Source organism: Micromonospora sp. NPDC049171, assembly GCF_040648275.1.
Classification (GTDB): Bacteria; Actinomycetota; Actinomycetes; order Mycobacteriales; family Micromonosporaceae; genus Micromonospora.
In genome coordinates, this window is record NZ_JBEZDJ010000018.1 from 22,634 (window position 1) to 47,802 (window position 25,169).

A 25,169-nucleotide genomic window follows, 5' to 3' on the forward strand; every position below is an offset into this window, starting at 1 on the left:
CCTGGGCGGATGGCGTCGATCTTCCACCGCTCCGGCCCGGTCAGCCGCTACGGCACGGCGGCCGGCACCGGCGCGCTCGCCGTGTTGTTGCTTGTCGGGATCTGCGGCAGTCCGGCGTACACCGGTTGGGCCGCCGCCCAGACCGACCCGGACTCGGGCGGCGCCTTCTACCTGCGCCTGCTCGCGTGGCCGGCCTGGCGGCTCCACGCGGACGGTCAGGCCGGCGGCCTGTTCGCCGCCGACCTGCGAGCCGTGCTGCTGGTGGTCCTCGCGGTGGCCCTGCTCTACCTGCTGCCCGCCGCGCAGGTGGCCCGGGTGCCCGGCTCGGTCAGCCAGTTCCTCTCCGGCTGGGCCGCGTACGTGCTCGCCGGCGGGCTCGCCGCCGTGTTGTCGGCGCTGCTCGGCCCGGATCCGTCACTGCTGGTTGCCCTGCAGGACGCCAGCACCGGCGCCGGCTACGGCTTCCTCACCGGCTGGATCATCGGCACCGCCAGCCTGGGCGGCCGCGCCTGAGCTGGCCCGGCGCGGTCGCGCCTGACCTGGCCGGCGCGGTCGCGCCTGTGCTGGGGTGGCCGGGACCGGGCCGCCGACGCGGCAGCCCCGGTCGTCGTCCGGTCAGTTCGGCGCGCGGCCCAGGTCGAGCAGGCGGTGTCGACTGAGCGCACCCACCGGTCGGCCGGCGTCGGTCACCACGAGGTGGTCCCGTCCCGAGGTGAGCAGGACCGCCAGCGCGTCGTACGCGGTGCCGTCCAGTGCCACCGTGGGCAGGTCCGCCGCGGCGTCGCCGGGTACGGGTTCCAGGTCCTCCCGGTCGAGTGGGGTCACCGCCAGCCGGCGGATGCCCCGGTCGGCCCCGACGAACTCGCGGACGAACGGGGTGGCGGGGGCGCCGAGCAGGGCGGCCGGTGTGTCGTACTGCTCCAGGTGCCCGCCCTCGGAGAGCACCGCGATCCGGTCGCCGAGCCGGACCGCCTCGTCGAGGTCGTGGGTGACCAGGACGATCGTCTTGCGGACCTCGGCCTGAAGCCGGAGGAACTCCTCCTGGAGGCGGGTCCGGACGATCGGGTCGACGGCCGAGAACGGCTCGTCCATCAGCAGCACCACCGGGTCGGCGGCGAGCGCGCGGGCCACCCCGACCCGCTGCCGCTGGCCACCGGAGAGCTCGTGCGGATAGCGGCCGCCGAACTGGGCCGGGTCCAGGCCGACCAGGTCGAGCAACTCGTCGACCCGGGCCCGGGTCTGGCGCTTGGGCCACCGGAGCAGGCCCGGCACGGTGGCCACGTTGGCCCGGACCGTCTGGTGTGGAAACAGGCCGACGTTCTGGATCACGTACCCGATGCGGCGGCGCAGGCGCACCGGGTCGGCGTCCGTCACGTCCTCGTCGCCGAGCGTGATCCGGCCGGCGGACGGCTCGATCAGACGATTGATCATGCGCAGCACCGTCGACTTGCCGCAGCCGGAGGGGCCGATCAGCACCACCAGCTCGCCGGCCCGGACGTCCAGGCTGAGGTCCCGGACCGCCTCGGTGCCGTTCGGGTAGCGCTTCTGGATGCCCTGTAGGGAGATCGACGCCGCGCGAGGGGATGAGGCCACGTCGGCAGCCTCCGGGGTAACGTCCACGTATGTCCTTCCGCCTGAGCTACCGGGCCGACCCGGGTAACCCCTGGTTCTCCTGGCAGTACGTGCGGGACAACTCTGACACGATCCTTGCCGCCGTGCGTGAACACGCCACCCTCACCGGGCGGGCGGTGCTGCTCGCCGTGTTGATCGCGTTGCCGTTGTCCGTGCTGGCGTACTGGTTCCGGCCGCTCGCCGGGCCGATCCTCGCCGTCAGCGGGATCGTCTACACCATCCCGTCGTTGGCGCTCTTCGCGTTCATCGCGCCCTACCTGGGCACCGGGACGACCACCGTGCTGGTCGGGCTGGTCCTCTACGCGCTGCTGCTGATCGTGCGCAACGTGGTGGCCGGGCTCAACCAGGTGCCCCCGGAGGTCGGCGAGGCGGCCGAGGGGATGGGCTACGGCCGGTGGGGTCGGCTGTTCCGGATCGACCTGCCGTTGGCGCTTCCGGGCATCGTGACCGGCGTACGCCTGGCGACCGTCTCGACCGTGGCGTTGGTCACAGTCGGCGTCCTCGTCGGGCACGGCGGCCTCGGGCAGTTGATCTTCGCGGGCTTCCAGAACAACCTCTACAAGGCCGAGATCATGACCGCCGCGCTGCTCTGCGTGGCGCTCGCGCTCGTGCTCGACCTCCTGCTCGTCCTGGTCGCCCGGCTGGTGACCCCCTGGTCCGCCCGGAGGGCACGGTGACCGTCGCGGAAAATCCCATCGGCCAGGGGATCACCTGGATCAACGACCCACTCAACTGGACCAACCCCGGCGGCATGCTGGACCGGCTCGGTGAGCACCTGACCATCTCGGCCCTGGCGGTGGCGCTCGGCTGCCTGGTGGCGTGGCCGCTGGGGCTCTGGCTGGGGCACCTCGGCCGGGGCGGTGGCCTGGTGGTGCTGGTGTCCAACGCCACCCTGGCCATCCCCACCCTGGCGCTGCTCACCATCCTGCCGGTGGCCTTCGCCAGCGGCTTCGGGCGGACGCCGGTCGTGGTGGCACTTGCCGTCTTCGCCGTGCCGCCGCTGCTGGCCAACGCGTACACCGGGGTGCGGCAGGTGGACCCGGAGGCCCGCGACGCGGCCCGGGGGATGGGCCTGTCCGGCGGGCAGTTGCTGCGCCGCGTCGAGTTGCCGCTCGCGGTGCCCTACCTGGCCGCCGGTTTCCGGACCGCCGCGGTGCAGGTGATCGCGACCGCCGCGCTGGCCTCGTTCGTCAACGGCGGCGGCCTGGGTCAGATCATCCGGACCGGCTTCGGCATCGGTATCGCGGCCGGCGGCGGGCAGATCGTCGCCGGCGGTGTGCTGGTGGCGGGTCTGGCGCTGCTGGCCGAGGTGATTCTCGGCGGTGTCGAACGCCTGGTCACCCCGCGTCCGCTGCGGCGCGGGCGGCAGCGGCTGGGGCGGCCCCGAGCCGCGGACGCCACCGGGCGCGCCTGACCCGTCCGGGTGAGCCCCGCGTCAGGCCGGCCACCGACGCTGGTCCGATCGGTGACGATGAGGTGACGAAGTCCATCCCAGGTTGTCGGTCGGTTGCGGAGCATGTTGGGTGGACATTCGCGGGCGACCGACAGTCAGGATCGCCCGTCGGACACGCGGCCGGCCCGGGACGGGCCGCGCCGGGACACGGAAGGCGGGCACATGCGCGCACGTACACGTCTGGCGATCGGCGCCATCGGCGCCGTCGCCGGGGCAGCACTTCTCACCGGTTGCGGTGACGCCGGCTCGTCCGGCACCGACGCACCCCAGCAGAGCGCCTCCGGCGCCGGGTGCGCCCCGGTCGCCGGCAAGCAGCTCATCGCTCTGCAGGACGACAAGAAGCTCCAGAACTCCGACAACGTCATTCCCGCGGTCAACAGCAAGGCGGCCAACCCGCAGCTGATCGCCGCACTGGACAAGGTCTCCGCGTCCCTCGACACCCCGAAGCTGATCCAACTCAACAAGGCCGTCAACGAGGACCGCAAGACCGCCAAGGTGGCGGCCGAGGAGTTCGCCAGCGCCAACAACGTCACCGCGGGCATCGCCAAGGGGTCGGGCGGCGACATCGTGGTGGGTGCCGCCAACTTCGCCGAGAGTCAGATCCTGGGCGAGCTGTACCGGATCGCGCTCACCGCCGCCGGCTACCAGGTCAAGGTGCAGCAGATCGGCAACCGTGAGCTGTACGAGCCGGCGCTGGTGAAGGGCGAGATCCAGGTCGTCCCGGAGTACGCGGCGACGATGGCCGAGTTCCTCAACACCAAGGCCAAGGGCGGCACCCCTCCGCCGATCTCCTCGCCCGACATCAACACCACGGTGACCGCGCTCAAGGCCGAGGGCGACAAGGTGGGCATCACCTTCGGCGCCCCGGCCGCCGCACAGGACCAGAACGCCTTCGCCGTCACCCAGGCCTTCGCCGACAAGTACGGCGTGCGGACCCTCTCCGAGCTCGCCGCGAAGTGCTCGGGCAGCGCGACGAAGTTGGGCGGCCCGCCGGAGTGCGAGCAGCGTCCGTTCTGCAAGCCGGGTCTGGAGAAGACGTACGGGCTGAAGGTCGGCTCGTTCTCCTCACTGGACCAGGGCGGGCCGCTGACCAAGAGCGGTCTGCGTGACGGCTCGATCAGCGTGGGCCTGATCTTCTCCTCGGACGGCGCGTTCGCCACCAGCTGACCCGTCGCCGGGCGTGCCGCGGACGCCCCCGCCCCGACCGGGCGGGGGCGTCCGCGCGTCCGGGGACCCCGTTCCCTCCGACGAACCTCGTCGGTAGGCTGCACATCCATGCCAGCCCCGGTCACCTCTGACACCCGGCGTCGACCATCGCTGCTGACCGTGCTCTTCTGGGCGGGGGTGGCTCTCGCGCCGGTGGCGGCGCTGATCCTGCTGGTCGCCGACGGCAACGGCCCGCTGCGCTTCGCCGCGGTGCTCGCCATCGTCTCCGTGGTGCTGATCGGCCTCTCCATCGCGCTGCGGGCCGACGATGCCGGTGCCTCGGCCCGGGCCGACGAGCTGCAGGATGAGATCGAGGAGCTGCGTACCCAGATCGCGACCGCCGCTCAGCGCGGTAGCCAGGCCCTCGACCAGGCGCACCGGGCACAGGAGGGGATCGCCGCGGTCCGCCGCCGTCTCGACGCCAGCGGTGCCGCTCTCGCCGGTGCCGCACCCGTTGCTGCCGCCGCCGCTCCGGTGGCGGAGCCGGCGGGTGCCGGCCGGGCGCGGGTGCCGAGCGTCGAGCCGCCGGGGGACAACGCTCCGGTGGCCCGTAGCCGCGTTTCGGTGCCGGGTGACGCGCCGCCGGGCCGCGCCCGGGTGTCCGGCCCGGACGACGCGTCCCGGTGGGGTCAGCCCGCACATCCGGACGACGGGCCGGCCCACCCACGGGAGGCCGCCGAGCCGCGGGCGACGGCGGGGACATACGGCGCACAACGGCCGGCCGACGCCACGTACGGCTCAGCCCGCCGCCAGGAGCACGACCGCCCCGAGCCGGCGCACCGACCCCTCGGCGTGGTCCGGCACACCGAAACCGTGCACGTCACCACCCGGCACACGGTGGTGGACGGCGGGCCCGCCGAGCCAGGTGGGCGCTACGGCGCCGAGCCGGGTGGGCGCTACGGCGCCGAGCCGGGTGGGCGCTACGGCGCCGAGCCGGGTGGGCACTACGGCGGCGAGCCGGGTGGGCGCTACGGCGCCGAGCCGGGTGGGCACTACGGCGGCGAACATTCGGGTCGGTGGACCCCGCCGGCGCAGGAGTGGACCCGGGGTGGCGGCGTGGATGAGCGTGCCCGCGCGGCCGGCCGGCCGGCGGGCGAACCGGGGGAGCGCCCCCGAGCCGGGTACGGCGACGACCGGGCTCGCCCCGGTGACAGCCGGGTGCGGGGGCCGCAGCCCCCGGCCGGTGGCGAGCCCGAGTGGAGCGGCGCGCGGGAAGCGTCGGGTTGGGGCCCGGACCGGAACGAGTCGGACCCGGACGGGCACGAGCCGGGCTGGACGGGTCGCCGCGACGAGCCGGAGTGGACCGACTCTCGCGACACGTACGACGAGCCCGGCCCGGCCGCCAGGCCGCACCAGGCGCCGCAGAGGCCGACCTCGGGCTCCTGGGACAACCCGGACGATCGCGGTTGGTCGGAGCGGCGCGACCGGGCGAGCGCTGCCGCTCCGCAGCCCGGGCCGGCCCTGCGGGCCGACGACACGGGCGAGTACTGGTCGCAGTTGCGGGCCGGTGACCGGTGGGCCGCGGTCCGTGACGACGAGGACGGCCACGAGCTGCGGGTCGGCGAACGCCGGGCCGAGGTGCGCACCGACGCCACCGGCACCGAGTACCGGATGGCCGACCGCTGGGCCGCCGTCCGGCGCGAGGAGCCCCGTCGGCGCGAGGAGCCCCGTCGTCATGAGGAGCCCCGTGGGCATGACGAGCCGCGTGGGCACGAGGAGCCGCGCCGGCACGAGGAGCCGCGCCGGCACGAGGAGCCGCGCCGGCACGAGGAGCCGCGCCGGCACGAGGAGCCGCGCCGGCACGAGCAGCGCGAGTCGTACCAGCGGGACGAGCCGGCGCGTCGGCACGATCGCGACGGTGGCCGGCGGGCCGAGCCGGCGGGCCGGCCGGCGCTACCGGTGGGCGGGGTGCCGGTGCCGGACGAGTGGCGTCCTCCGCACCAGCGCGGCCACCAGGCGGAACCCGCTCCCGAGCGGACCGGCCGACGCCGGGTCGACGAGCGCTACGGCTATCCGCCGCAGGACGACGTGCCGCGGGCCGGCGGCACCCCGCCCGCGGAGCGCTGGCGCTGACACCTCAGACGGCCCGGCTCACTTGTCGATGTCGCCGACCACGAAGAACATCGAACCGAGGATGGCGATCAGATCCGGCACCAGGCAGCCGGGAAGCAGGGTGGCCAGCGCCTGCACGTTCGCGTACGAGGCGGTGCGCAACTTCAACCGCCACGGCGTCTTCTCACCCCGCGACACCAGGTAGTAGCCGTTGATGCCGAGCGGGTTCTCCGTCCACGCGTAGGTGTGCCCCTCCGGCGCCTTGAGCACCTTCGGCAGCCGGGTGTTGATCGGCCCGGTCAGCCGGTCCACCCGGTCCAGGCACTGCTCGGCGAGGTCCAGCGACGCGTACACCTGGTCCAGCAGCACCTCGAAGCGCGCGTGGCAGTCCCCGGCGGTCTTCGTCACCACCGGCACGTCCAGCTCGTCGTAGGCCAGGTAGGGGTCGTCGCGGCGCAGGTCCAGGTCGAGCCCGGAGGCGCGGGCCACCGGCCCGGACGCGCCGAACGCGGCAGCGTCGGCGGCGGACAGCACGCCCACGCCCACCGTCCGGGCCAGGAAGATCTCGTTGCGCCGGATCAGGTGGTCCAGGTCGGGCAACCGCCGACGTACCTCACCGATCGCCGCGCGCGCCCGGCCGGTCCACCCGTACGGCACCTCCTCCTTGAGGCCACCCACCCGGTTGAACATGTAGTGGATCCGGCCGCCGGAGACTTCCTCCATGACCGCCTGGATCGTCTCCCGCTCCCGGAAGGCGTAGAAGATCGGTGTGATCGCCCCGATCTCCAACGGGTACGAGCCGAGGAACATCAGGTGGTTGAGCACCCGGTTCAGCTCCGCGAGGGCCATCCGCAGCCAGGTGGCCCGCTCCGGCACCTCCATGCCCATCAGGCGTTCCACCGCGAGCACCACACCCAGCTCGTTGGAGAACGCCGAGAGCCAGTCGTGCCGGTTGGCCAGCACGATGATCTGCCGGTAGTCGCGTACCTCGAAGAGCTTCTCCGCACCCCGGTGCATGTAACCGATGATCGGTTCGCAGGCGACCACCCGTTCGCCGTCGAGCACCAGCTTGAGCCGCAGCACACCGTGCGTGGAGGGGTGCTGCGGGCCGATGTTCAGCACCATGTCGGTGCCGAGCTGCTGATCGCCGGTGCCGGCGATCAGCCCGGCCCCGGTGCCGACGGTCAGTTCACGAAGGTCCCCGGCGTCGGTGGTCATGCCCGTCATCGTGCCACGGACGGGTCGAACGGGATGCCGACCGGTTGGCGCAGCCACAGGTGCCCGCCGAGCCCGGCCGGGTCGGTCAGCTCGGCCACCGCCGACGCGGCGGCCAACGCCCGCACGTACCCCGCCGGGTCGGTGCCGGCCATGCTCAGCGGCGGTCGGCCGCCGTCGGCCCCGAGCGCCCGCAGCGCTTCGGCCTGCGAGACCAGGGAGTACGCACACCGGGCGACCGCCGCACCGGCGGAGGCGACCGAGTCCATGGCGACGTGCGCGGTCACGTCACTCGACCCGTCCGGCACCGGAGGCACCTGCCGCCCAGCGCGGTAACCGGTCAACGTCCCGTACACCGGCCGTGCCTCGCTCACGTGCCCGTAGTCGACGGCCAGCGCCAGACCCCGGCTGATCTTCCGGACCGCGTTGGCCCAGGCCTCATCCCTGCTTCGGCCGATCTCGGCTCGTGGGTAGTCGCTGTGGGGGGTTTCGGGGCAGCCCGGCCGGCTCCGGGCGGTCAGGCTTGATCCCTGCGCCGGCCGGGCTGCCCGGAAACCCGACTCGCTTCCGCTGGTCGGGTCTGTCCCGGCCATCCCCGGACTCGGGTCACTGTCCGTGCTGGGCGGGCTCGCGGGGTGCAGCCACCACCTCGTCAGCCACTCGAGATCGGCGGGACTGACCGGGTCACCGACCGTCTCTGTGCCGCTCTCGGGGTCGACCAGCAGGTATCGCCAGCCGTCCTCGGTGTGTACCGCCATGTCCAGCGGGACGTTGTCCAACCACTCGGTGGCCAGCAGTACTCCGGTGATCTTGGTTGGGATCTCGGCTGTCCAGTTGATCTCTTCGGGCAGGTTCTCCGGGCGGCCGGCGTACTCGACTGCTGTGAAGCGGACCCGCTCCGCAAGCGACGGTCGGACGGTGACCGGCGACGGCTCGTTCGGCGACGGACGGGCGGACGCCGGGGGAGTCGGGGTTTCCGGGGAGCCCGCCCGCGCAGGGATCAAGCCTGACCGCCCGGAGCGGGTGGGCTCCCCGGAAACCCCCACCGCAACCCCGACGGACGCCAGCAGGCGTTGCAGCAGCTCCCCCCGCCCGGCACCCACGTCGACCACGTCGAACCGTGGCGGATGGCCGAGGGCCGAGTCCACGTTTTCGAGAAGCCGTAGCAGGGCGGTGGCGAACGCCGGTGCGGCGTGCACGCTGGTGCGGAAGTGGTCGGCCGGCCCGGTGCCGGCGACGAAGAAGCCACCCGGCCCGTAGAGGGCTCTGCTCATGGCGTCCCGCCAGGTGATCGACATCCACCCACTCCGATTCCGGCCCACGTCACGATCATCCGCGCCGTCCCGCTCGGCAGCGGAGGGGCGCGCGGTGATCAGTTGCTGAAAAGTAGGTCAGGAAAGCTCCCCGCACCTACTTTTCATCATTTGATCAAGGTGGGCTCCCCGGAACTTTGTTCAGGCCTGGAAGTAGTGCCCTTCGTCCAGGTCCGCGATCAGGCCGGGGCGGACAGGGGACCAGCCCAGCAGCTCGCGTGTGAGCGCGGATGACGTCGGGTTGTCCATCTGCGCGAACGACCCGAGGAAGCCGAAGAAGTTGTCTGCCTCGTCGGGGCTGGTGCTTCGGACCGGGATGTCCAGGTTGCGCCCGATGGCGGTGGCGATCTGCCGGAAGGAGACTCCTTCGTCGGCGGCTGCATGCAGGCGTGCACCGGCCGGGGCCTTTTCCAGGGCGAGCCGGTAGAGCTCGGCCGCGTCGAGCGTGTGCACGGCCGGCCACCGGTTGGTGCCCTCGCCGACGTATGCGGCGTACCCGTTCTGCCGGGCGGCAGCGATGATGGCGGTGATGAAGCCGTAGTGGTCGAGCGTGCTGTGCACGGTGGGCGCGAGCCGGACGATGGAGGAGCGCACACCGCGGGCGGCGAGGTCGACTACGAAGTTCTCCGCGTCGATCCGGTAGCCGCTCGGGAAGGCGTCGCGCTCGGTGCCGGGGCGACCGACGATGCCGCCCATCGCGAGCATGGCTGTCCCGCTGGTGCCGACCAGGGGTTTGCCGGAGCCGTCCAGGCCGTCGGCGAGTGCCCCGAGGGCGGCCAGGTCGGTTTCGGCTGCGTCGGCCATGTCGCCGTTGATCATGAGGTCGTGGCGGAACGCCAGGTGGATCACCCCGTCGGAGGCGGCGGCTTCCTGGCGAAGCACGTCGAGGTCGGACAGGTCGCCGCGGCGTACCTCAGCGCCGAGCTTCTCGATCGCGGCGGCGGACGTGTCGGAGCGGGCCAGGCCGACGACGTCATGTCCGGCTGAGAGCAGTGCCGGCACGACTGCGGAGCCGAGGTGGCCGGAGGCGCCGGTGACGAATACGCGCATGGCAGTTCCTTTGTGAGATGGTCATGTCGCCTTGTGACATCACCGTACTCCACGATGTCGCGATGTGACATGGCTCGGCCGGAAAGAATGTCGCAACGTGACATCGGATACCATCGGCGGATGGCCCGCTGGCAACCGGACGCGCGCGGCCGCCTGGAGGCGGCTGCCTTCGAGCTGTTCCGCGAGCGCGGCTTCGAACAGACGACGGTCGCCGACATCGCCGCCCGCGCGGGCCTCGACAAGCGCACCTTCTACCGGCTCTTCGGCGACAAGCGCGAGGCGCTCTTCAGCGGCGGCGAGCAGCTGGAGGAGGTTCTGGTCAAGGCGGTGGCCGAGACGGACGCCGGGCCGTTCGAGGCGGTCGTCGCCGCCTTCCGCCGGGTGGCGGAGCAGATCTTCACCGATCGCATCGAGCTGGTCCGGATGCGCCAGTCGATCATTGCCGGTAGTCCCGAGTTGCAGGAGCGTGAGCTGCGCAAGACGAGCTCGCTGACGGCCGCGGTCGCCGCCGCTCTGCGTGCCAAGGGCCTCAGCGAGACGACCGCCGCCCTGGCGACCGAGTCCGGTGTGCTGGTCTTCCGGGTGGCGCTCGCCCGCTGGGTCGCACCCGAGAGCGATGGCGGCTCGCTCGCCGACCTGATCGCCGAGGTGGCCACCGAGCTACGCACGCTCACGACGGCCCCGGCCTGAGCCCGACCGGTCACCACCGGGCCCTTCTTCGGTGGTGAACGTTTTCACACTCCTGTTTCGGCCCCGTGACGCGGGCGCATACTTGCGATCGACCGGTACCCCTTCTCGAGGACTGGATCGTCGTCATGAGCGCACCGCTGCGCCCGCGTCCGGCCGCCCTGTCCGGGCCCGCCGCTCCCGGCACCCCTCCCACCTCCCGTCTGCTCACCGTCGGTGTCGTTGGCGCCGGCCGGGTCGGAGCCGTCCTGGGTGCCGCACTCGTCGCCGCCGGGCACCGGGTGGTCGCCGTCACCGGCGACTCCGGGGCCAGCCGGGCCCGCCTCGCCCTGCTGCTGCCCGAGGTGCCCCGCCGCCCGGCCGCCGCCGTCGCCCACGCCGCCGCCGACCTGCTGCTGATCGCGGTGCCGGACGACTCGTTGGCCGGTGTGGTGGCCGACCTCGCCGAGCGGGGCGCGCTGCGTCCGGGCCAGATCGTCGCGCACACCTCGGGCGCGCACGGCCTGGCCGTGCTGTCGCCGGCCGCCGCGGTCGGCGCCCGCCCGCTCGCCCTGCACCCCGCCATGACCTTCACCGGTACGCCGGACGACCTGGCCCGGCTGGGCGGCATCTCGTACGGGGTGACCGCCCCGGCGGAGCTGCGTCCCCTCGCCGCCCGGTTGGTCGCCGACCTGGGTGGCGTGCCCGAATGGGTGGCCGAGTCGGACCGCCCGCTGTACCACGCCGCGCTGGCCCACGGCGCGAACCACCTGGTGACCCTGGTGAACGAGGCGACCGACCGGCTGCGCGACGCCGGGGTGGCCCGACCGGAGAAGGTGCTGGCCCCGCTGCTGCGAGCCGCCCTGGAAAATGCGCTGCGGCTCGGTGACGACGCGTTGACCGGCCCGGTCTCCCGGGGCGACGCGGGCACCGTCCAGCGGCACCTGGCCCGGTTGGCCGCCACCGCTCCGGAGTCCGTCCCCGCCTATCTCGCCCTGGCCCGGCGTACCGCCGACCGGGCGATCGCCGCCGGCCGACTGCGGCCGGTGGACGCGCAGTCGCTGCTCGGCGTGCTCGCCGACACTGCCCGGGAGGTGGCCGCATGACACAGCTCGTACACTCGCGCGCCGAGCTGGCCGAGGCCCGGGCCGGGCTGAAGGGCACGGTCGGCGTGGTGATGACGATGGGCGCGCTGCACTCCGGGCACGAGACGTTGCTGCGCGCGGCCCGGGAACAGGCCGACCACGTGCTGGTGACGATCTTCGTGAACCCGTTGCAGTTCGGGCCGAACGAGGACTTCGACCGTTACCCGCGCACCCTCGACGCCGACCTGGAGGTGTGCCGGCGGGCGGGGGCGGACCTCGTCTTCGCCCCGTCGGTGGCGGACATGTACCCGGACGGTCAGCCCCGCGTACGCCTCGACCCGGGCCCGCTCGGTGCGGAGTTGGAGGGCGCGAGCCGCCCCGGCTTCTTCCACGGGGTGCTCACCGTGGTGCTGAAGCTGCTCCAGCTCACCCGACCGGACCTGACGTTCTTCGGCGAGAAGGACTACCAGCAGCTCACCCTGGTCCGGCGGATGACCCGGGACCTGGACGTGCCGGTCGAGGTGGTCGGCGTGCCGACCGTCCGGGAGCCGGACGGGTTGGCGCTGTCCAGCCGTAACCGCTACCTGAGCGAGTCGGAGCGGGCCGCCGCGCTGAGCCTGTCCGCCGCGTTGCGGGCCGGTGCCCGGGCCGCCGAGGACGGCCTGGACGCGGGCGCGGTGCTGACCGCCGCGCACACCGCGTTCGGCGCAGGTACGCCGGGAGCACGCCTCGACTACCTGGTGCTCACCGATCCCGAGCTGGAGCCGGGGCCGGTCAGCGGGCCGGCGCGGCTGGTGATCGCCGCCTGGGTGGGCGCCACCCGCCTGATCGACAACGCGGCCGTCCACCTCGCCCCGCGCGCCTGACCCGGCCGCCACCCTCCACCAATCCGCGAAAGGCCACCCCGATGTTCCGGACCATGCTCAAGTCGAAGATCCACCGAGCCACCGTGACTCAGGCCGACCTGCACTACGTCGGTTCCGTGACAGTGGACGAGGATCTGCTCGACGCCGCCGACCTGCTCCCCGGCGAGCAGGTGGCGATCGTGGACATCACCAACGGTGCCCGGCTGGAGACGTACGTGATCCCCGGCGTGCGGGGCAGCGGCGTGATCGGCATCAACGGTGCCGCCGCGCACCTGGTGCACCCCGGTGACCTGGTCATTCTGATCTCGTACGGCCAGATGGACGACGCCGAGGCCCGGTCGTACCGGCCACTTGTGGTGCACGTGAACGCCGACAACCGGGTGATCGAGTTGGGCGGGGACCCGGCCGGTGTGGCACCCGGCATGGCCGGCGACCCGGTGCCCAGTCCGTTCGCCGTGTCTGGAGTCTGATCGCGCGCGACGCAATTCCGGTCTGTCACCGGAAGGTCATTACCGGTTACCCTTGGCGCGCTGGCGGAAGCCGGTCGGTGGCTGGGGGAGGCCGCTATATGCGCAGTGCCACGACGACCCTGTTCGCCGCTGCCGTGACGGCAGTGCTGCTGGTGGGCTGTGCCGGGTCCGGCGGCCTGGACGGTGACCTGACCGACGACTGGGCGGCGCTGCCGCAGGCGTCGGCGTTCACCCCGGCCGCCGGCGTCTGTCAGGCCGCCGACTTCACCGATGTGGTCACCCTCGCCGCCTACGAGCCGGTGGACTGCGCCGGCCCGCACCGGGTGGAGACCGTGCATGTGGGGGCGTTTCCGGTCGAGCGGGCGAGCGCCCCGGCGGGTGGCTCGGCGGAGCTGCGGGGCGCGTTCACCGAGTGCGACACCCGGGCGACGGGGTACGTGGGCGACGACTGGCGGGCCGGCCGACTGCGGTTGTCGGTGGCGCTGCCCTCCGGGCCGGGCTGGACGGCCGGTTCCCGTTGGTTCCGGTGCGACCTCACCGAGCTGACCACCGTCGAGTCCGCGGCCACCGTGGTGGTCCGGTCGGGCAGCCTGCGGGACGCGTTGAAGGGGGCCGCTGGGCTGCGGCTCGGTTGCCAGCAGACCCGCACGGGGGCCGGTGCGGGCGTGCAGACACTGGTCCCGGTGGAGTGCGCGCAACAGCACGACGCCGAGTTCGTCGGGGTGTGGCGCGCGCCGGACATGGCGTACCCGACCAGGGGCGCCGACTGGGCGCGGCTCTACACCGGCTGTCGCAGCATCCTCGGCCGGTACGTGGGCGTGCCGGACGACGCCAAGCTGCGTTTGCGCAGCGGTGTGGTGGCCCGCCCACCGGGTGCGGGGCGCTGGCGGGTCGGCGACCGGGGTGTCCGCTGCTACCTCTGGCTCAGCGACCGTATGGTGACCGCCTCGCTGAAGGGCGCGGGCCCGGCTGGTCTTCCCATCCGGACGAAGTGACAATGGCCAGCCGGCCGGCACGACGCCGGACGGGGTAGCCCAGAACACTCGTCCCGCCCCCGCCGCCCCGAGCGAGGATGGTTCGGGTTGACTGAGGGGATGGACGTTCCGACCGTCGACCTGCCGACCCTGCCCGCGTTGTTGGCCGCGCCCGCGCCCGGCTGGGTGGAGACCACCGACGTGATCGTGGTGGGTTCCGGGGTGGCCGGGTTGACCGCCGCACTGCACCTGCGTGAGGCGGGCCTGCACGTCACGGTGGTCACCAAGGTCAACATCGACGACGGCTCGACGCGCTGGGCGCAGGGCGGCATCGCCGCCGTGCTCGACCCCACCGACACCCCGGCGGCACATGCCCGCGACACCGAGATCGCCGGAGTCGGGCTCTGCGACCCGGCGGCGGTCCGGGTGCTCGTCGAGGAGGGCCCGACCCGGCTGCGGGAGCTGATGCGCGTCGGTGCCGAGTTCGATCGCCATCCGGACGGCTCCCTGATGCTGACCCGCGAGGGCGGGCACCGGGCGGACCGGATCGTGCACGCGGGCGGTGACGCCACCGGCGCGGAGGTGCAGCGGGCCCTGCACGCCGCGGTGCAACGCGACCCGTGGATCCGCCTGGTCGAGCACGCCCTGGTCCTGGACCTGCTGCGCGCGCCCGGCGACGGCCCGGACGGGCTCGGCCCGGCCTGCGGCATCACCCTGCACGTGCTCGGCGAGGGCAGCGAGGACGGCGTCGGCGCACTGCTGGCCCGTGCGGTGGTGCTCGCCACCGGCGGAATGGGCCAGGTCTTCGCGGCCACCACCAACCCGGCCGTCTCCACCGGCGACGGGGTGGCGCTGGCGCTGCGGGCCGGCGCGGCGGTGACCGACGTGGAGTTCGTCCAGTTCCATCCGACCGCCCTGATCACCCCGCCCGGCGCGGGAGTGCCCGGCGCCGGGCACGCGCAGCAGCCGCTGGTCTCCGAGGCGCTGCGCGGCGAGGGCGCCTACCTGGTGGACGCCGACGGCAAGCGGTTCATGGTGGGCCAGCACGAGCTGGCCGAGCTGGCCCCCCGGGACGTGGTGGCCAAGGGCATCCACCGGGTGTTGCTGGCCACCGGCGCGGACCACGTCTACCTCGACGCACGGCACCTGGGCGGCGATTTCCTGGCCGGCCGGTTCCCCACGATCGTGGCGTCCTGCCTGGCGATCGGCGTGGACCCGGCGACCGACCTGATCCCGGTGGCACCGGCCGCCCACTACGCCTCCGGCGGCGTCCGCACCGATCTGCGCGGCCGCACCTCGATCCCCGGCCTGTACGCCTGCGGCGAGGTGGCCTGCACGGGTGTGCACGGCGCGAACCGGCTGGCCAGCAACTCGCTGCTGGAGGGCCTGGTCTTCTCCCGGCGGATCGCCGAGGACATCGCGGCCGGCCTGCCCGAGCAGGCGCAGCCGGCGGACACCGGTGCCTGGCGTGGGGGCGCGGGCTGGGTGCTGCCCGCGGCGGCGACGCCGACCCTGCAACGGGCGATGAGCCGGGGCGCCGGGGTGCTCCGATCCGCGGCGACGCTGGCCGAGACGGCCGGGACACTGCAAGAGTTGGGCGCCGCCCGGGGGCGGCCCCGGACCGCCGACTGGGAGGCGACGAACCTGCTCACCGTGGCGTCGACGCTTGTCGCCGCCGCGTACGCGCGGGGTGAGACCCGGGGTTGCCACTGGCGGGAGGACTTCCCGACGGCCGACGAGCGGTGGCTGGGCCACCTGGTCGGGTCGGTCGGGGCAGGAGGTCGGGTGGGCCAACAGTGGGAGGGGAACTCACAGTGAGCGCGAGGAGTGAGCCGGTTTTGCGAGCCCCGCAGTCGCGAACGGGGACGGCATTGACGGGGTCGACAGAGGCGGCGTTGCGGGCGGCCGGGCTGGATCCGGTACAGGTGCGGCAGGTGATCGAGACCGCGCTGGTCGAGGACCTGGGCCCGGACTTCCTGGACGTCACGAGTGTGGCCACCATTCCGGCGGAGCAGACCGACACCGCCGACCTGGTGGCCCGCGCGGATGGTGTGCTGGCCGGGACGGCCGTGGCCGCCGCCGTGTTCGAGCTGGTGGGGGAGGTGACCGGCTTCGGTCGTACCGTCGAGGTGTCGGTGTCGGCCCGCGACGGCGAGCGGGTGGCCCGCGGCGACGTGCTGGCGACGGTGACCGGCCCGACCCGGCTGCTGCTGACGGCCGAGCGGACGGCGCTCAACCTGCTCTGCCGGATGTCCGGGGTGGCCACCCACACCCGGGCCTGGGCCGACGCCCTGGCCGGCACGAAGGCGATGGTGCTGGACACCCGCAAGACGACGCCGGGCCTGCGGGCGCTGGAGAAGTACGCGGTGCGCGCCGGCGGGGGCACCAACAAGCGGATGGGCCTCTACGACGTGGCCATGATCAAGGACAACCACAAGTTGGCGGCCGGCGGCATCACACCGGCCTACCGGCGGGTCCGGGAGGCGTTCCCGGAGGTGCCGGTGCAGGTCGAGGTGACAACCGTCGACGAGGCGGTGGAGGCGGTCGAGGCCGGTGCGGACTTCCTGCTCTGCGACAACATGACGCCGGAGGTGCTGGCCGAGGCGGTGGCCGCGGTGGGTGACCGGGCCGAGCTGGAGGCGACCGGCGGGCTGACCCTGGAGGTGGCCGGGCGGTACGCGGCCACCGGCGTCGACTTCCTCTCGGTGGGTGCGTTGACCCACTCGTCGCCGATCCTGGACATCGCGCTGGACCTGCGCACCGGGTAGAGCCCGGTCGAGCCGGGCGGCCAGTGGCCTGGACGCATGCTCCGGTTGTCTAGGCTGCGTGCGTGCTGCTCTGCATCGACATCGGAAACACCAACACCGTGCTGGCGACCTTCGACGGCGACAAGCTGGTGCACTCCTGGCGGATCAAGACCGATGCCCGCTCGACGGCGGACGAGTTGGGCCTGATGTTCCGGGGGCTGCTCGCCGGGGACAACGTCGAGATCACCGGCGTGGCCGCCTGCTCGACGGTGCCTGCCGCGCTGCGCTCGCTGCGCACCATGCTCGGCCGCTACTACGCGGACCTGCCGAGCGTGATCGTCGAGCCAGGCGTACGGACCGGGGTGCAGCTGGCGATCGACAATCCGAAGGAGGTGGGCGCCGACCGGGTGGTGAACACGCTTGCCGCGTACTCCCTCTACGGCGGGCCGTCGATCGTGGTGGACTTCGGCACCACCACCAACTTCGACGTGATCAGCGGCCGGGGCGAGTTCCTCGGCGGGGCGTTCGCCCCGGGCATCGAGATCTCCTTCGACGCGTTGGCCGCCCGCGCCGCCCAACTGCGCAAGGTCGAGGCCACCAAGCCCCGTTCGGTGATCGGCAAGAACACCGTGGAGTGCCTCCAGGCCGGCCTCTACTTCGGGTTCGCCGGGCAGGTGGACCGCATCGTCGAGCGGATGACCGAGGAGTTGGGCGAGGTGAAGGCGGTGATCGCCACCGGCGGCCTGGCCTCCCTGGTGATCAACGAGTGCCGCACCATCACCCACCACGAGCCGATGATCACGCTGATCGGCCTCCGGATGGTCTACGAACGCAACCTGTGACAGTCAGTGCCGCCGGGCGCGCAGCACCAACGTCCGGTACGGCAGCTCGACGGTCTCCCGACCGGCCAGGTCGGGGTGGGTGTCGAGGAGTTCGGTCAGCTCCCGCTCCACCCGTTGCTGATCCTCGCCGGAGGCGGTGAGCCAGTACGAGCGGGTACGGACCATGCCGAGCACCTCGTCCGGGGTGAGGGTCGTGCGGTGTACGAACTCGCGCGCCTCGATCGCGCCGAACGCGGGCCCGAAGTCCGTGTTCCTCTCGACCAGGCCGGCGGACTTGTCGTCGAGGTGGGCGATCCGGCCCAGCTCCGCCACCCAGTCGACACTGTCGTCCCGGATGTTCCAGATGGGGGCGAAGGTGCCGCCGGTGCGGAGCACCCGGGCGATCTCGGCGTGCGCCGGCTCCCGGTCGAACCAGTGGTACGCCGTCCCGACCAGCACCGCGTCCGCCACCGCTTCGGGCAGCGGCACCGCCTCGGCGCTGCCCGCCAGCGCCGTCGTGCCCGGGGTGCTCTCGGCGAGCTGCGCCCGCATCCCCGGATCGGGTTCGACGGGTACGACCTCGTGGCCCAGCGCCTGCACGTCCCGGGTCAGGATGCCGGTGCCCGCGCCGAGATCGACGATCCGGGCGCGGCGCAACCCGTCGAGTGCCCACCGGAGGGCAGCTGCCGGATAGTGCGGTCGAAACCGGTCGTAACTACTCGCCGCGGCACCGAAGGACAGGGCGTGAGTGTGATCGACCATGACGGGCAGGTTATCCGGTAACAGCCCCCGGACGGCTTGAGTACGCTCGGCCCTGACCCCCTGAATCTTCGTGACGAGGAAGCGTGCCGTGAGCGAGCAGAACGCCGTGCCAGTGGACCCCGCCGACGACCTTCCCGAGCAGATGAAGGTCCGCCGGGAGAAGCGGGACCGGATGCTCGCCGAGGGCGTCCAGCCCTACCCGGTCGGTTTTCCCCGGACGACCACCCTGGCGCAGGTCCGGGCCCGCTATGCCGACCTGCCGACCGACACCGCGACCGGCGACCAGGTCGCGGTCACCGGCCGGGTGATCTTCGTACGCAACACCGGCAAGCTGTGCTTCGCCACCCTGCGCGACGGCGACGGCACCGAGTTGCAGGCGATGCTCTCCCTGGACCGGGTCGGGCCGGAGCGGCTGGAGGCGTGGAAGCGCCTGGTCGACCTCGGCGACCACGTCGGCGTCACCGGTGAGGTGATCACCAGCCGCCGGGGCGAGCTGTCGGTGTTGGCGCAGCGCTGGGAGATGACCGCCAAGGCGCTGCGGCCGTTGCCGGTGGCACACAAGCCGCTCTCCGAGGAGGCCCGCGTCCGGCAACGTTACGTCGACCTGATCGTCCGGCCGCAGGCACGGGAGATGGTCCGTACCCGAGCCGCCGCCGTACGCAGTCTGCGCGATTCACTCCACGGACAGGGCTTCATCGAGGTGGAAACACCGATGTTGCAACTGCTGCATGGCGGGGCGACGGCCCGGCCGTTCGTGACCCACAGCAATGCGTTGAGCACTGATCTGTATCTGCGAATCGCTCCGGAACTGTTTCTCAAGCGCGCGGTGGTCGGCGGTGTCGACCGAGTCTTCGAGATCAACCGCAACTTCCGTAATGAGGGTGTCGACTCTTCGCACTCGCCCGAGTTCGCGATGCTGGAGACGTACCAGGCGTACGGCGACTACGACACGATCGCCGACCTGACCCGTAATCTCGTGCAACAGGCGGCGATCGCGGTCAGCGGTTCGACGGTGGTGACCCACGCCGACGGGCGGGAGTTCGACCTGGGGGGCGAGTGGCGGTCGGTCACGCTGTTCGGCGTGCTTTCCGAAGCGCTCGGCGAGGAGGTCACGGTCCGCACCGAGCGGACCCGCCTGGTCGAGTACGCGGACAAGGTGGGATTGGCGGTCGACCCGAAGTGGGGGCCGGGCAAGCTGGCCGAGGAACTGTTCGAGGAACTGGTCGTCCCCAGCCTGGAGGCGCCCACCTTCGTGCGGGACTACCCGGAGGAGACCAGCCCGCTCACCCGGGCCCACCGCGGCGAGCCGGGGCTGGCCGAGAAGTGGGACCTCTACGTGCTCGGTTTCGAGCTGGGCACCGGGTACTCCGAGCTGGTCGACCCGGTCGTGCAGCGGGAGCGGCTGGTGGCCCAGGCGCAGCTCGCGGCCCGTGGCGACGACGAGGCGATGCGCCTCGACGAGGACTTTCTCCGGGCGATGGAGTACGGAATGCCGCCGGCCGGCGGTATGGGAATGGGAATCGACCGGCTGTTGATGGCCCTGACCGGCCTCGGAATTCGGGAAACGATCCTCTTCCCGTTGGTCCGCCCGGAGTAGTCTCGCCCGCCACGCGCCGTGCCGTAACGGCATCCTATTGACGCGGCAAGCACTGCGGGGGTTATTGTGCTCTCGTTAGCAGGAGTGCCCTGCTCGAAAGGAATGTGGGACGTGGCCAAGCAGATCATTCACAAGCTGGTCGATGACCTGGACGGCGGGGACGCGGACGAGACCGTCAAGTTCGCCCTCGACGGCGTTCAGTACGAGATCGACCTGTCGAGTGCCAACGCGGCTAAATTGCGCGACGCTTTTGCCTCGTACGTGGGCGCCGGCACCAAGGTCGGCCGGGGCGGCGTGGTGATCGGTGGGCGGGCCGCCCGTGGTCGGGGCGGCGCGACGGCCGATCGCGAACAGAACAAGGCGATCCGGGAGTGGGCCAAGAAGGCCGGCAAGGACATCTCGGACCGGGGTCGTATCCCGCAGGAGATCGTCGACGAGTACCACGCGAAGCGCTGATCCAGCACCAGTTGGTGGTCAGTCGCCACCGTAGGCGACACCGACGCCGGGCCGGAGGAGTTTCTCCGGGCCGGCGTCGCCGTGTCTGCGGGCCGTCTGCGGGCCGGCGTCGCCGTGTCTGCGGGCCGGGAAGCATTCCGCGTGCACCGACGTTGTCCACAACCAGTGGAGCAACTATCCACAGCCTGTGGACAACCTTCCCCAAGCTCGGTGCGCGGCGTTGCCGCGACCGGCGGTCCGCCCTCCCGAGGGCTTCCGGAACGCCTCCGAAGCCCGGATCGGGCGTCGGTCGCCCCAGTCGGATTTCGCTCTGCGCGTAGCGACAGGACTACCGGAACACCTCCTGAGCGCGGACGGTTGTCCAAAACGACGTGCAACCGACCCAGACCAGAGACACACGACCTCAGCTGAGTCGGTCAGCGACGATAGAGTAAGGAGGCACGGACGCCCGTCCCGGACGTTCGTGCACCGGCCCCGCCAAGATCTTGACCATCAAGGCGCACGGCACGTGAGGAGCACGAGGGCATGTTCGAGCGGTTCACCGACCGAGCGCGACGGGTTGTCGTCCTGGCCCAAGAAGAGGCCCGGATGCTCAACCACAACTACATCGGTACGGAACACATCCTGCTGGGCCTGATCCACGAAGGTGAAGGCGTCGCGGCGAAGGCCCTGGAGAGCCTCGGCATCTCCCTGGAGGGCGTCCGCCAGCAGGTCGAGGAGATCATCGGCCAGGGTCAGCAGGCGCCGAGCGGGCACATCCCGTTCACGCCGCGGGCCAAGAAGGTGCTGGAGCTGTCGCTGCGCGAGGCGCTGCAGCTCGGCCACAACTACATCGGCACGGAGCACATCCTGCTCGGGCTGATCCGTGAGGGCGAGGGCGTCGCCGCCCAGGTGCTGGTCAAGCTCGGCGCCGACCTCAACCGGGTCCGCCAGCAGGTGATCCAGCTGCTCTCCGGCTACCAGGGCAAGGAGCCTGCCGCGGCGGGCGCCGCGCCGGGTGAGGCCGCGCCGTCGACCAGCCTGGTGCTGGACCAGTTCGGCCGCAACCTGACCCAGGCCGCCCGCGAGGGCAAGCTCGACCCGGTCATCGGGCGCGAGAAGGAAATCGAGCGGGTCATGCAGGTGCTCTCCCGCCGTACCAAGAACAACCCGGTCCTGATCGGTGAGCCCGGCGTCGGTAAGACCGCCGTGGTGGAGGGGCTTTCCCAGAAGATCATCAAGGGCGAGGTGCCCGAGACTCTGAAGGACAAGCAGCTCTACACGCTCGACCTGGGTGCGCTGGTCGCCGGTTCCCGCTACCGCGGTGACTTCGAGGAGCGCCTCAAGAAGGTGCTCAAGGAGATCCGCACCCGCGGCGACATCATCCTGTTCATCGACGAGATCCACACCCTGGTGGGTGCGGGTGCCGCCGAGGGCGCGATCGACGCCGCGAGCATCCTCAAGCCGATGTTGGCCCGTGGTGAGCTGCAGACCATCGGTGCCACCACGCTTGACGAATACCGCAAGCACCTGGAAAAGGATGCCGCTCTCGAGCGTCGGTTCCAGCCGATCCAGGTGGGTGAGCCCTCGCTGGCGCACACCATCGAGATCCTCAAGGGCCTGCGTGACCGTTACGAGGCGCACCACCGGGTGAGCATCACCGACGCCGCTCTCGTGGCTGCGGCGACGCTGGCCGACCGGTACATCTCCGACCGCTTCCTGCCGGACAAGGCGATCGACCTGATCGACGAGGCCGGTGCCCGGATGCGGATCCGTCGGATGACCGCGCCGCCAGACCTGCGTGACTTCGACGAGCGCATCGCCCAGGTGCGGCGCGACAAGGAGTCCGCGATCGACGCTCAGGACTTCGAGCGTGCCGCCCAGCTGCGCGACAAGGAGAAGCAGCTGCTCGGCCAGAAGGCTCAGCGGGAGAAGGAGTGGAAGGCCGGTGACCTGGACGTCGTCAGCGAGGTTGACGACGAGCAGATCGCCGAGGTGCTCGGCAACTGGACCGGCATCCCGGTCTACAAGCTGACCGAGGAGGAGACCTCACGCCTGCTGCGCATGGAGGACGAGCTGCACAAGCGCGTCATCGGCCAGGAGGATGCGGTCAAGGCGGTCTCGAAGGCGATCCGGCGTACCCGGGCCGGCCTGAAGGACCCGAAGCGCCCGTCGGGCTCGTTCATCTTCGCCGGCCCGTCCGGTGTCGGTAAGACCGAGCTGTCCAAGGCGCTCGCCGAGTTCCTCTTCGGCAGCGAGGATGCCCTCATCCAGCTGGACATGTCCGAGTTCCACGACCGCTACACGGTCTCCCGGCTTGTGGGTGCCCCTCCCGGCTACGTCGGTTACGACGAGGGCGGGCAGCTGACCGAGAAGGTGCGGCGTCGGCCGTTCTCGGTGGTCCTCTTCGACGAGATCGAGAAGGCCCACCCGGACGTGTTCAACACGCTGCTCCAGATCCTCGAAGACGGTCGGCTCACCGACGGTCAGGGTCGGATCGTGGACTTCAAGAACACGGTCATCATCCTGACCACCAACCTGGGCACCCGTGACGTCGCCAAGGCGGTGTCGCTGGGCTTCCAGCAGTCGGAGGACGCCGAGTCCAACTACGACCGGATGAAGCAGAAGGTCAACGACGAGCTCAAGCAGCACTTCCGGCCTGAGTTCCTCAACCGGATCGACGACACCATCGTCTTCCACCAGCTGCGCCAGAGCGAGATCCTCTCGATCGTGGACATCATGATCCAGCGGATCGAGGGCCAGCTGCGCAACAAGGACATGGGCCTGGAGCTGACCGACAACGCCAAGAAGTACCTGGCGGCGAAGGGCTTCGACCCGGTGCTCGGTGCCCGTCCGCTTCGTCGCACGATCCAGCGCGACATCGAGGACAACCTCTCCGAGCGGATCCTGTTCAACGAGCTGACCCCGGGTCAGATCGTCGTGGTGGACTGTGAGGGCGACCCGAACGACATCGACAAGTCCAAGCTGGTCTTCCACGGCGCGGACAAGCCGGTCGAAGTTCCGGACGCCGTCCCGGCCGACCTGGGTGGCACTGCCGCTGGCACCGCCGCCGCAGGCGCGGACGAGTAGCACAACCAGCACAGCAAGGGGCGGGGCCCCGGTGGCGAAAGCCATCGGGGCCCCGCCTTTTTGCGCTACGCCCACAGGCCACACCCGCTCGCCGCGTTCGGCCCGTGCCCGCCGCACCGGCCCGTGCCCGCCGCACCGGCCCGCGCCCGCCGCGTTCGGCCCGCGCCCGCCGCGTTCGGCCCGCGCCGTGGGCCGCGCCCGCGCCCGCTGCGCCAGTCGGGTGCGCCCGTGTGCCGTGTGCCGTGTGCCGTGTGCCGTGTGCCGTGTCCCGTGTCCCGTGTCCCGCGTCCGCGTCCTGCGCCTGAGTGCTGCGCCGCGATGCTCGCCCCTTGTGCCGCGATGCTCGCGCCTGCGCCCGGCTGGCACAAGATCCCCACAACATCAGGGAAAGTGTTGCCTCGAAGCATCCGGAGGCAGCAATTTCCCTGATGTTGTGGCCTGATCGGGGCGGCGGGGCTGATCCGGGGCGGCGGTGCTGCTCGTCAACCCGCACTCCTGGTCGATCATGGAGTTGCGGTGGGCAACAAACCGCCCTAATAGCATCAAATCAGGCACCACAACCCCATGATCGACGAGACCGAACTGCTCCTTCTCCGCGATCTTGCACTTGCTGTCGCGGCATAAGGGGGTGTTCAGGGCATAACGGCGACCGAAAGTGCAAGATCGGCGAGGGTGGGGCGTTCCTGGGGTGACGAACGTGCGGAGGCGCGAGTTTCGCGCCACTCAGCTGACCGTTAGCGCAACTGTGGTGGGTCAGGTGGTCAGGTCGGCGGTGGGGAGGGACGGGCCGTCGCCGACGAGGCGGAAGGAGTCGGTGCCGGCCGGTTCGACAAGCCCGTCCTGCACCAGGCCGGCCAGGGCACGGGCGCGCTGCACGTCGTCGGTCCAGACCTGGTCCAGCCGTTCGTGTGGCACCGGTCCGGTGGTCTCCCGGAGCACCCCGAGCAGCAGGCCGCGTACCTGTCGGTCGGTGCCCGCGTACCGCTGGGGTCGGCGGGTTGGCCCGGCCGGGGCCTCCTGGCCGGAGGCCCGCCACGCGCAGATCGACTCGACCGGGCAGGCCGTGCAGCGCGGTGACCGGGCGGTGCAGATGACCGCGCCCAGCTCCATGAACGCGGCGCTGGCCAGCGCGGCCGCGGCCGGTTGTGCCGGGAGTAGCTCCTCGGTGGCGATCAGGTCGGCTGGTCGGGTGACCGGTCCGGCGTCCGGCTCGCCGGCTACGGCCCGGCAGACCACCCGACGCACGTTGGTGTCGACCACCGGGTGCCGCTGCCCGTACGCGAAGGCTGCCACCGCCCGCGCCGTGTACGTGCCGACCCCGGGCAGGGCCAGCAGTTGTTCCAGGCGGTCCGGCACCTGGCCGCCGTGCCGGTCGACGATCGCGACCGCGCATTCCCGCAGCCGGACCGCCCGACGGGGGTAACCGAGGCGTCCCCACATCCGGATCGCCTCGGCGGGGGTGTCCGCGGCCAGCGCCGCCGGCTCCGGCCAGCGGGCCAGCCATGCCTGCCAGGCCGGCACCACGCGGACCACGGGTGTCTGCTGGAGCATGACCTCGCTGACCAGGATGGCCCACGGGCTGGTGCCCGGCGCACGCCACGGGAGGTCACGGGCGTGCTGCTGGAACCATCGGCTGACCAGGGTGGCGAAATCGGGTTGAGTCATGGCGCCGTCGATGATGTCACGTGGTGCGGTCCCGCTGGATGGGCGGCTCGGGCGGGGTGTCCGGACGGAG

At 71.9% G+C, this 25,169-nt stretch carries 22 protein-coding genes; 16 read left to right on the forward strand and 6 right to left on the reverse strand.

The window, feature by feature from the left end; translation table 11 throughout:
* Positions 1–9 precede the first annotated feature (9 nt).
* Entirely contained in the window at positions 10–513 is a 504-nt protein-coding gene (locus tag AB0B14_RS22445) for a hypothetical protein (protein ID WP_357523972.1), read from the forward strand.
* A 102-nt stretch (positions 514–615) separates the two neighbouring features.
* Here AB0B14_RS22445 and AB0B14_RS22450 read toward each other — a convergent pair whose 3' ends face one another.
* A complete protein-coding gene (locus AB0B14_RS22450) occupies positions 616–1,593 on the reverse strand; it encodes an ATP-binding cassette domain-containing protein (protein ID WP_357523974.1) in 978 nt (325 codons plus the stop codon).
* A gap of 29 nt (positions 1,594–1,622) precedes the next feature.
* Here AB0B14_RS22450 and AB0B14_RS22455 point away from each other — a divergent pair, with 29 nt between their 5' ends.
* From AB0B14_RS22455 to AB0B14_RS22470, 4 genes are all read left to right on the forward strand, one after another.
* Positions 1,623–2,309 carry an ABC transporter permease gene (locus AB0B14_RS22455; protein WP_357067938.1) on the forward strand — a complete coding sequence of 229 codons (687 nt, stop codon included), beginning with the start codon at positions 1,623–1,625 and terminating at the stop codon, positions 2,307–2,309.
* Positions 2,306–3,046 (forward strand): ABC transporter permease, encoded by a 741-nt coding sequence (locus AB0B14_RS22460; protein ID WP_357067940.1) that lies wholly within the window; start codon positions 2,306–2,308, stop codon positions 3,044–3,046. Before AB0B14_RS22455 ends, AB0B14_RS22460 begins: the two co-directional genes overlap by 4 nt.
* Positions 3,047–3,247: 201 nt before the next feature.
* Positions 3,248–4,252 (forward strand): glycine betaine ABC transporter substrate-binding protein, encoded by a 1,005-nt coding sequence (locus AB0B14_RS22465; RefSeq protein WP_357523976.1) that lies wholly within the window; start codon positions 3,248–3,250, stop codon positions 4,250–4,252.
* A gap of 108 nt (positions 4,253–4,360) precedes the next feature.
* Positions 4,361–6,364, forward strand: coding sequence for a hypothetical protein (locus AB0B14_RS22470; protein WP_357523978.1), 2,004 nt, complete (start codon positions 4,361–4,363; stop codon positions 6,362–6,364).
* An 18-nt stretch (positions 6,365–6,382) separates the two neighbouring features.
* On the opposite strand, the gene AB0B14_RS22475 is transcribed toward AB0B14_RS22470, so the two are convergent.
* The 3 genes from AB0B14_RS22475 to AB0B14_RS22485 form a co-directional block, all read right to left on the reverse strand.
* A complete protein-coding gene (locus AB0B14_RS22475) occupies positions 6,383–7,570 on the reverse strand; it encodes an NADH-quinone oxidoreductase subunit D (RefSeq protein ID WP_357067946.1) in 1,188 nt (395 codons plus the stop codon).
* On the reverse strand, positions 7,567–8,856 hold the full coding sequence (locus AB0B14_RS22480) for an SAM-dependent methyltransferase (protein WP_357523980.1): 1,290 nt from the start codon (positions 8,854–8,856) through the stop codon (positions 7,567–7,569). The genes AB0B14_RS22475 and AB0B14_RS22480 overlap by 4 nt, the downstream gene beginning before the upstream one ends.
* Positions 8,857–9,012: 156 nt before the next feature.
* Positions 9,013–9,921, reverse strand: coding sequence for an SDR family oxidoreductase (locus AB0B14_RS22485; RefSeq protein WP_357067950.1), 909 nt, complete (start codon positions 9,919–9,921; stop codon positions 9,013–9,015).
* Positions 9,922–10,041: 120 nt separating this feature from the next.
* On the opposite strand from AB0B14_RS22485, the gene AB0B14_RS22490 reads away from it, so the two are divergent.
* From AB0B14_RS22490 to AB0B14_RS22525, 8 genes are all read left to right on the forward strand, one after another.
* Positions 10,042–10,611, forward strand: coding sequence for a TetR family transcriptional regulator (locus AB0B14_RS22490; protein WP_357067952.1), 570 nt, complete (start codon positions 10,042–10,044; stop codon positions 10,609–10,611).
* Positions 10,612–10,736: 125 nt separating this feature from the next.
* A complete protein-coding gene (locus tag AB0B14_RS22495) occupies positions 10,737–11,693 on the forward strand; it encodes a Rossmann-like and DUF2520 domain-containing protein (RefSeq protein WP_357067954.1) in 957 nt (318 codons plus the stop codon).
* A complete protein-coding gene (panC, locus tag AB0B14_RS22500; protein WP_357067956.1) occupies positions 11,690–12,538 on the forward strand; it encodes a pantoate--beta-alanine ligase in 849 nt (282 codons plus the stop codon). The genes AB0B14_RS22495 and panC overlap by 4 nt, the downstream gene beginning before the upstream one ends.
* Positions 12,539–12,579: 41 nt before the next feature.
* On the forward strand, positions 12,580–13,008 hold the full coding sequence (gene panD / locus AB0B14_RS22505; RefSeq protein WP_357067958.1) for an aspartate 1-decarboxylase: 429 nt from the start codon (positions 12,580–12,582) through the stop codon (positions 13,006–13,008).
* A 98-nt stretch (positions 13,009–13,106) separates the two neighbouring features.
* Complete coding sequence (locus tag AB0B14_RS22510) at positions 13,107–14,003, forward strand: septum formation family protein (RefSeq protein WP_357067961.1); 897 nt, start codon at positions 13,107–13,109, stop codon at positions 14,001–14,003.
* A 99-nt stretch (positions 14,004–14,102) separates the two neighbouring features.
* Positions 14,103–15,800, forward strand: coding sequence for an L-aspartate oxidase (locus AB0B14_RS22515; RefSeq protein ID WP_357523982.1), 1,698 nt, complete (start codon positions 14,103–14,105; stop codon positions 15,798–15,800).
* 53 nt (positions 15,801–15,853) lie between these two features.
* Positions 15,854–16,750, forward strand: a complete 897-nt coding sequence (gene nadC, locus AB0B14_RS22520; RefSeq protein WP_357067965.1) for a carboxylating nicotinate-nucleotide diphosphorylase — start codon at positions 15,854–15,856, stop codon at positions 16,748–16,750.
* Positions 16,751–16,812: 62 nt separating this feature from the next.
* Complete coding sequence (locus tag AB0B14_RS22525) at positions 16,813–17,571, forward strand: type III pantothenate kinase (RefSeq protein WP_357067967.1); 759 nt, start codon at positions 16,813–16,815, stop codon at positions 17,569–17,571.
* Between the two features lie 3 nt (positions 17,572–17,574).
* Here AB0B14_RS22525 and AB0B14_RS22530 read toward each other — a convergent pair whose 3' ends face one another.
* Complete coding sequence (locus tag AB0B14_RS22530; protein ID WP_357523984.1) at positions 17,575–18,312, reverse strand: class I SAM-dependent methyltransferase; 738 nt, start codon at positions 18,310–18,312, stop codon at positions 17,575–17,577.
* Positions 18,313–18,400: 88 nt separating this feature from the next.
* Between AB0B14_RS22530 and lysS the strand changes: the two genes are divergently transcribed.
* From lysS to AB0B14_RS22545, 3 genes are all read left to right on the forward strand, one after another.
* Positions 18,401–19,909, forward strand: a complete 1,509-nt coding sequence (lysS, locus tag AB0B14_RS22535; protein ID WP_357067971.1) for a lysine--tRNA ligase — start codon at positions 18,401–18,403, stop codon at positions 19,907–19,909.
* Positions 19,910–20,020: 111 nt separating this feature from the next.
* Entirely contained in the window at positions 20,021–20,365 is a 345-nt protein-coding gene (locus AB0B14_RS22540) for an Lsr2 family protein (protein ID WP_110563841.1), read from the forward strand.
* 525 nt (positions 20,366–20,890) lie between these two features.
* Positions 20,891–23,434, forward strand: a complete 2,544-nt coding sequence (locus tag AB0B14_RS22545; protein WP_357067974.1) for an ATP-dependent Clp protease ATP-binding subunit — start codon at positions 20,891–20,893, stop codon at positions 23,432–23,434.
* 753 nt (positions 23,435–24,187) lie between these two features.
* Here the strand turns inward: AB0B14_RS22545 and AB0B14_RS22550 are convergent.
* Positions 24,188–25,099 (reverse strand): A/G-specific adenine glycosylase, encoded by a 912-nt coding sequence (locus AB0B14_RS22550; protein ID WP_357523986.1) that lies wholly within the window; start codon positions 25,097–25,099, stop codon positions 24,188–24,190.
* Between the last annotated feature and the right edge of the window lie 70 nt (positions 25,100–25,169).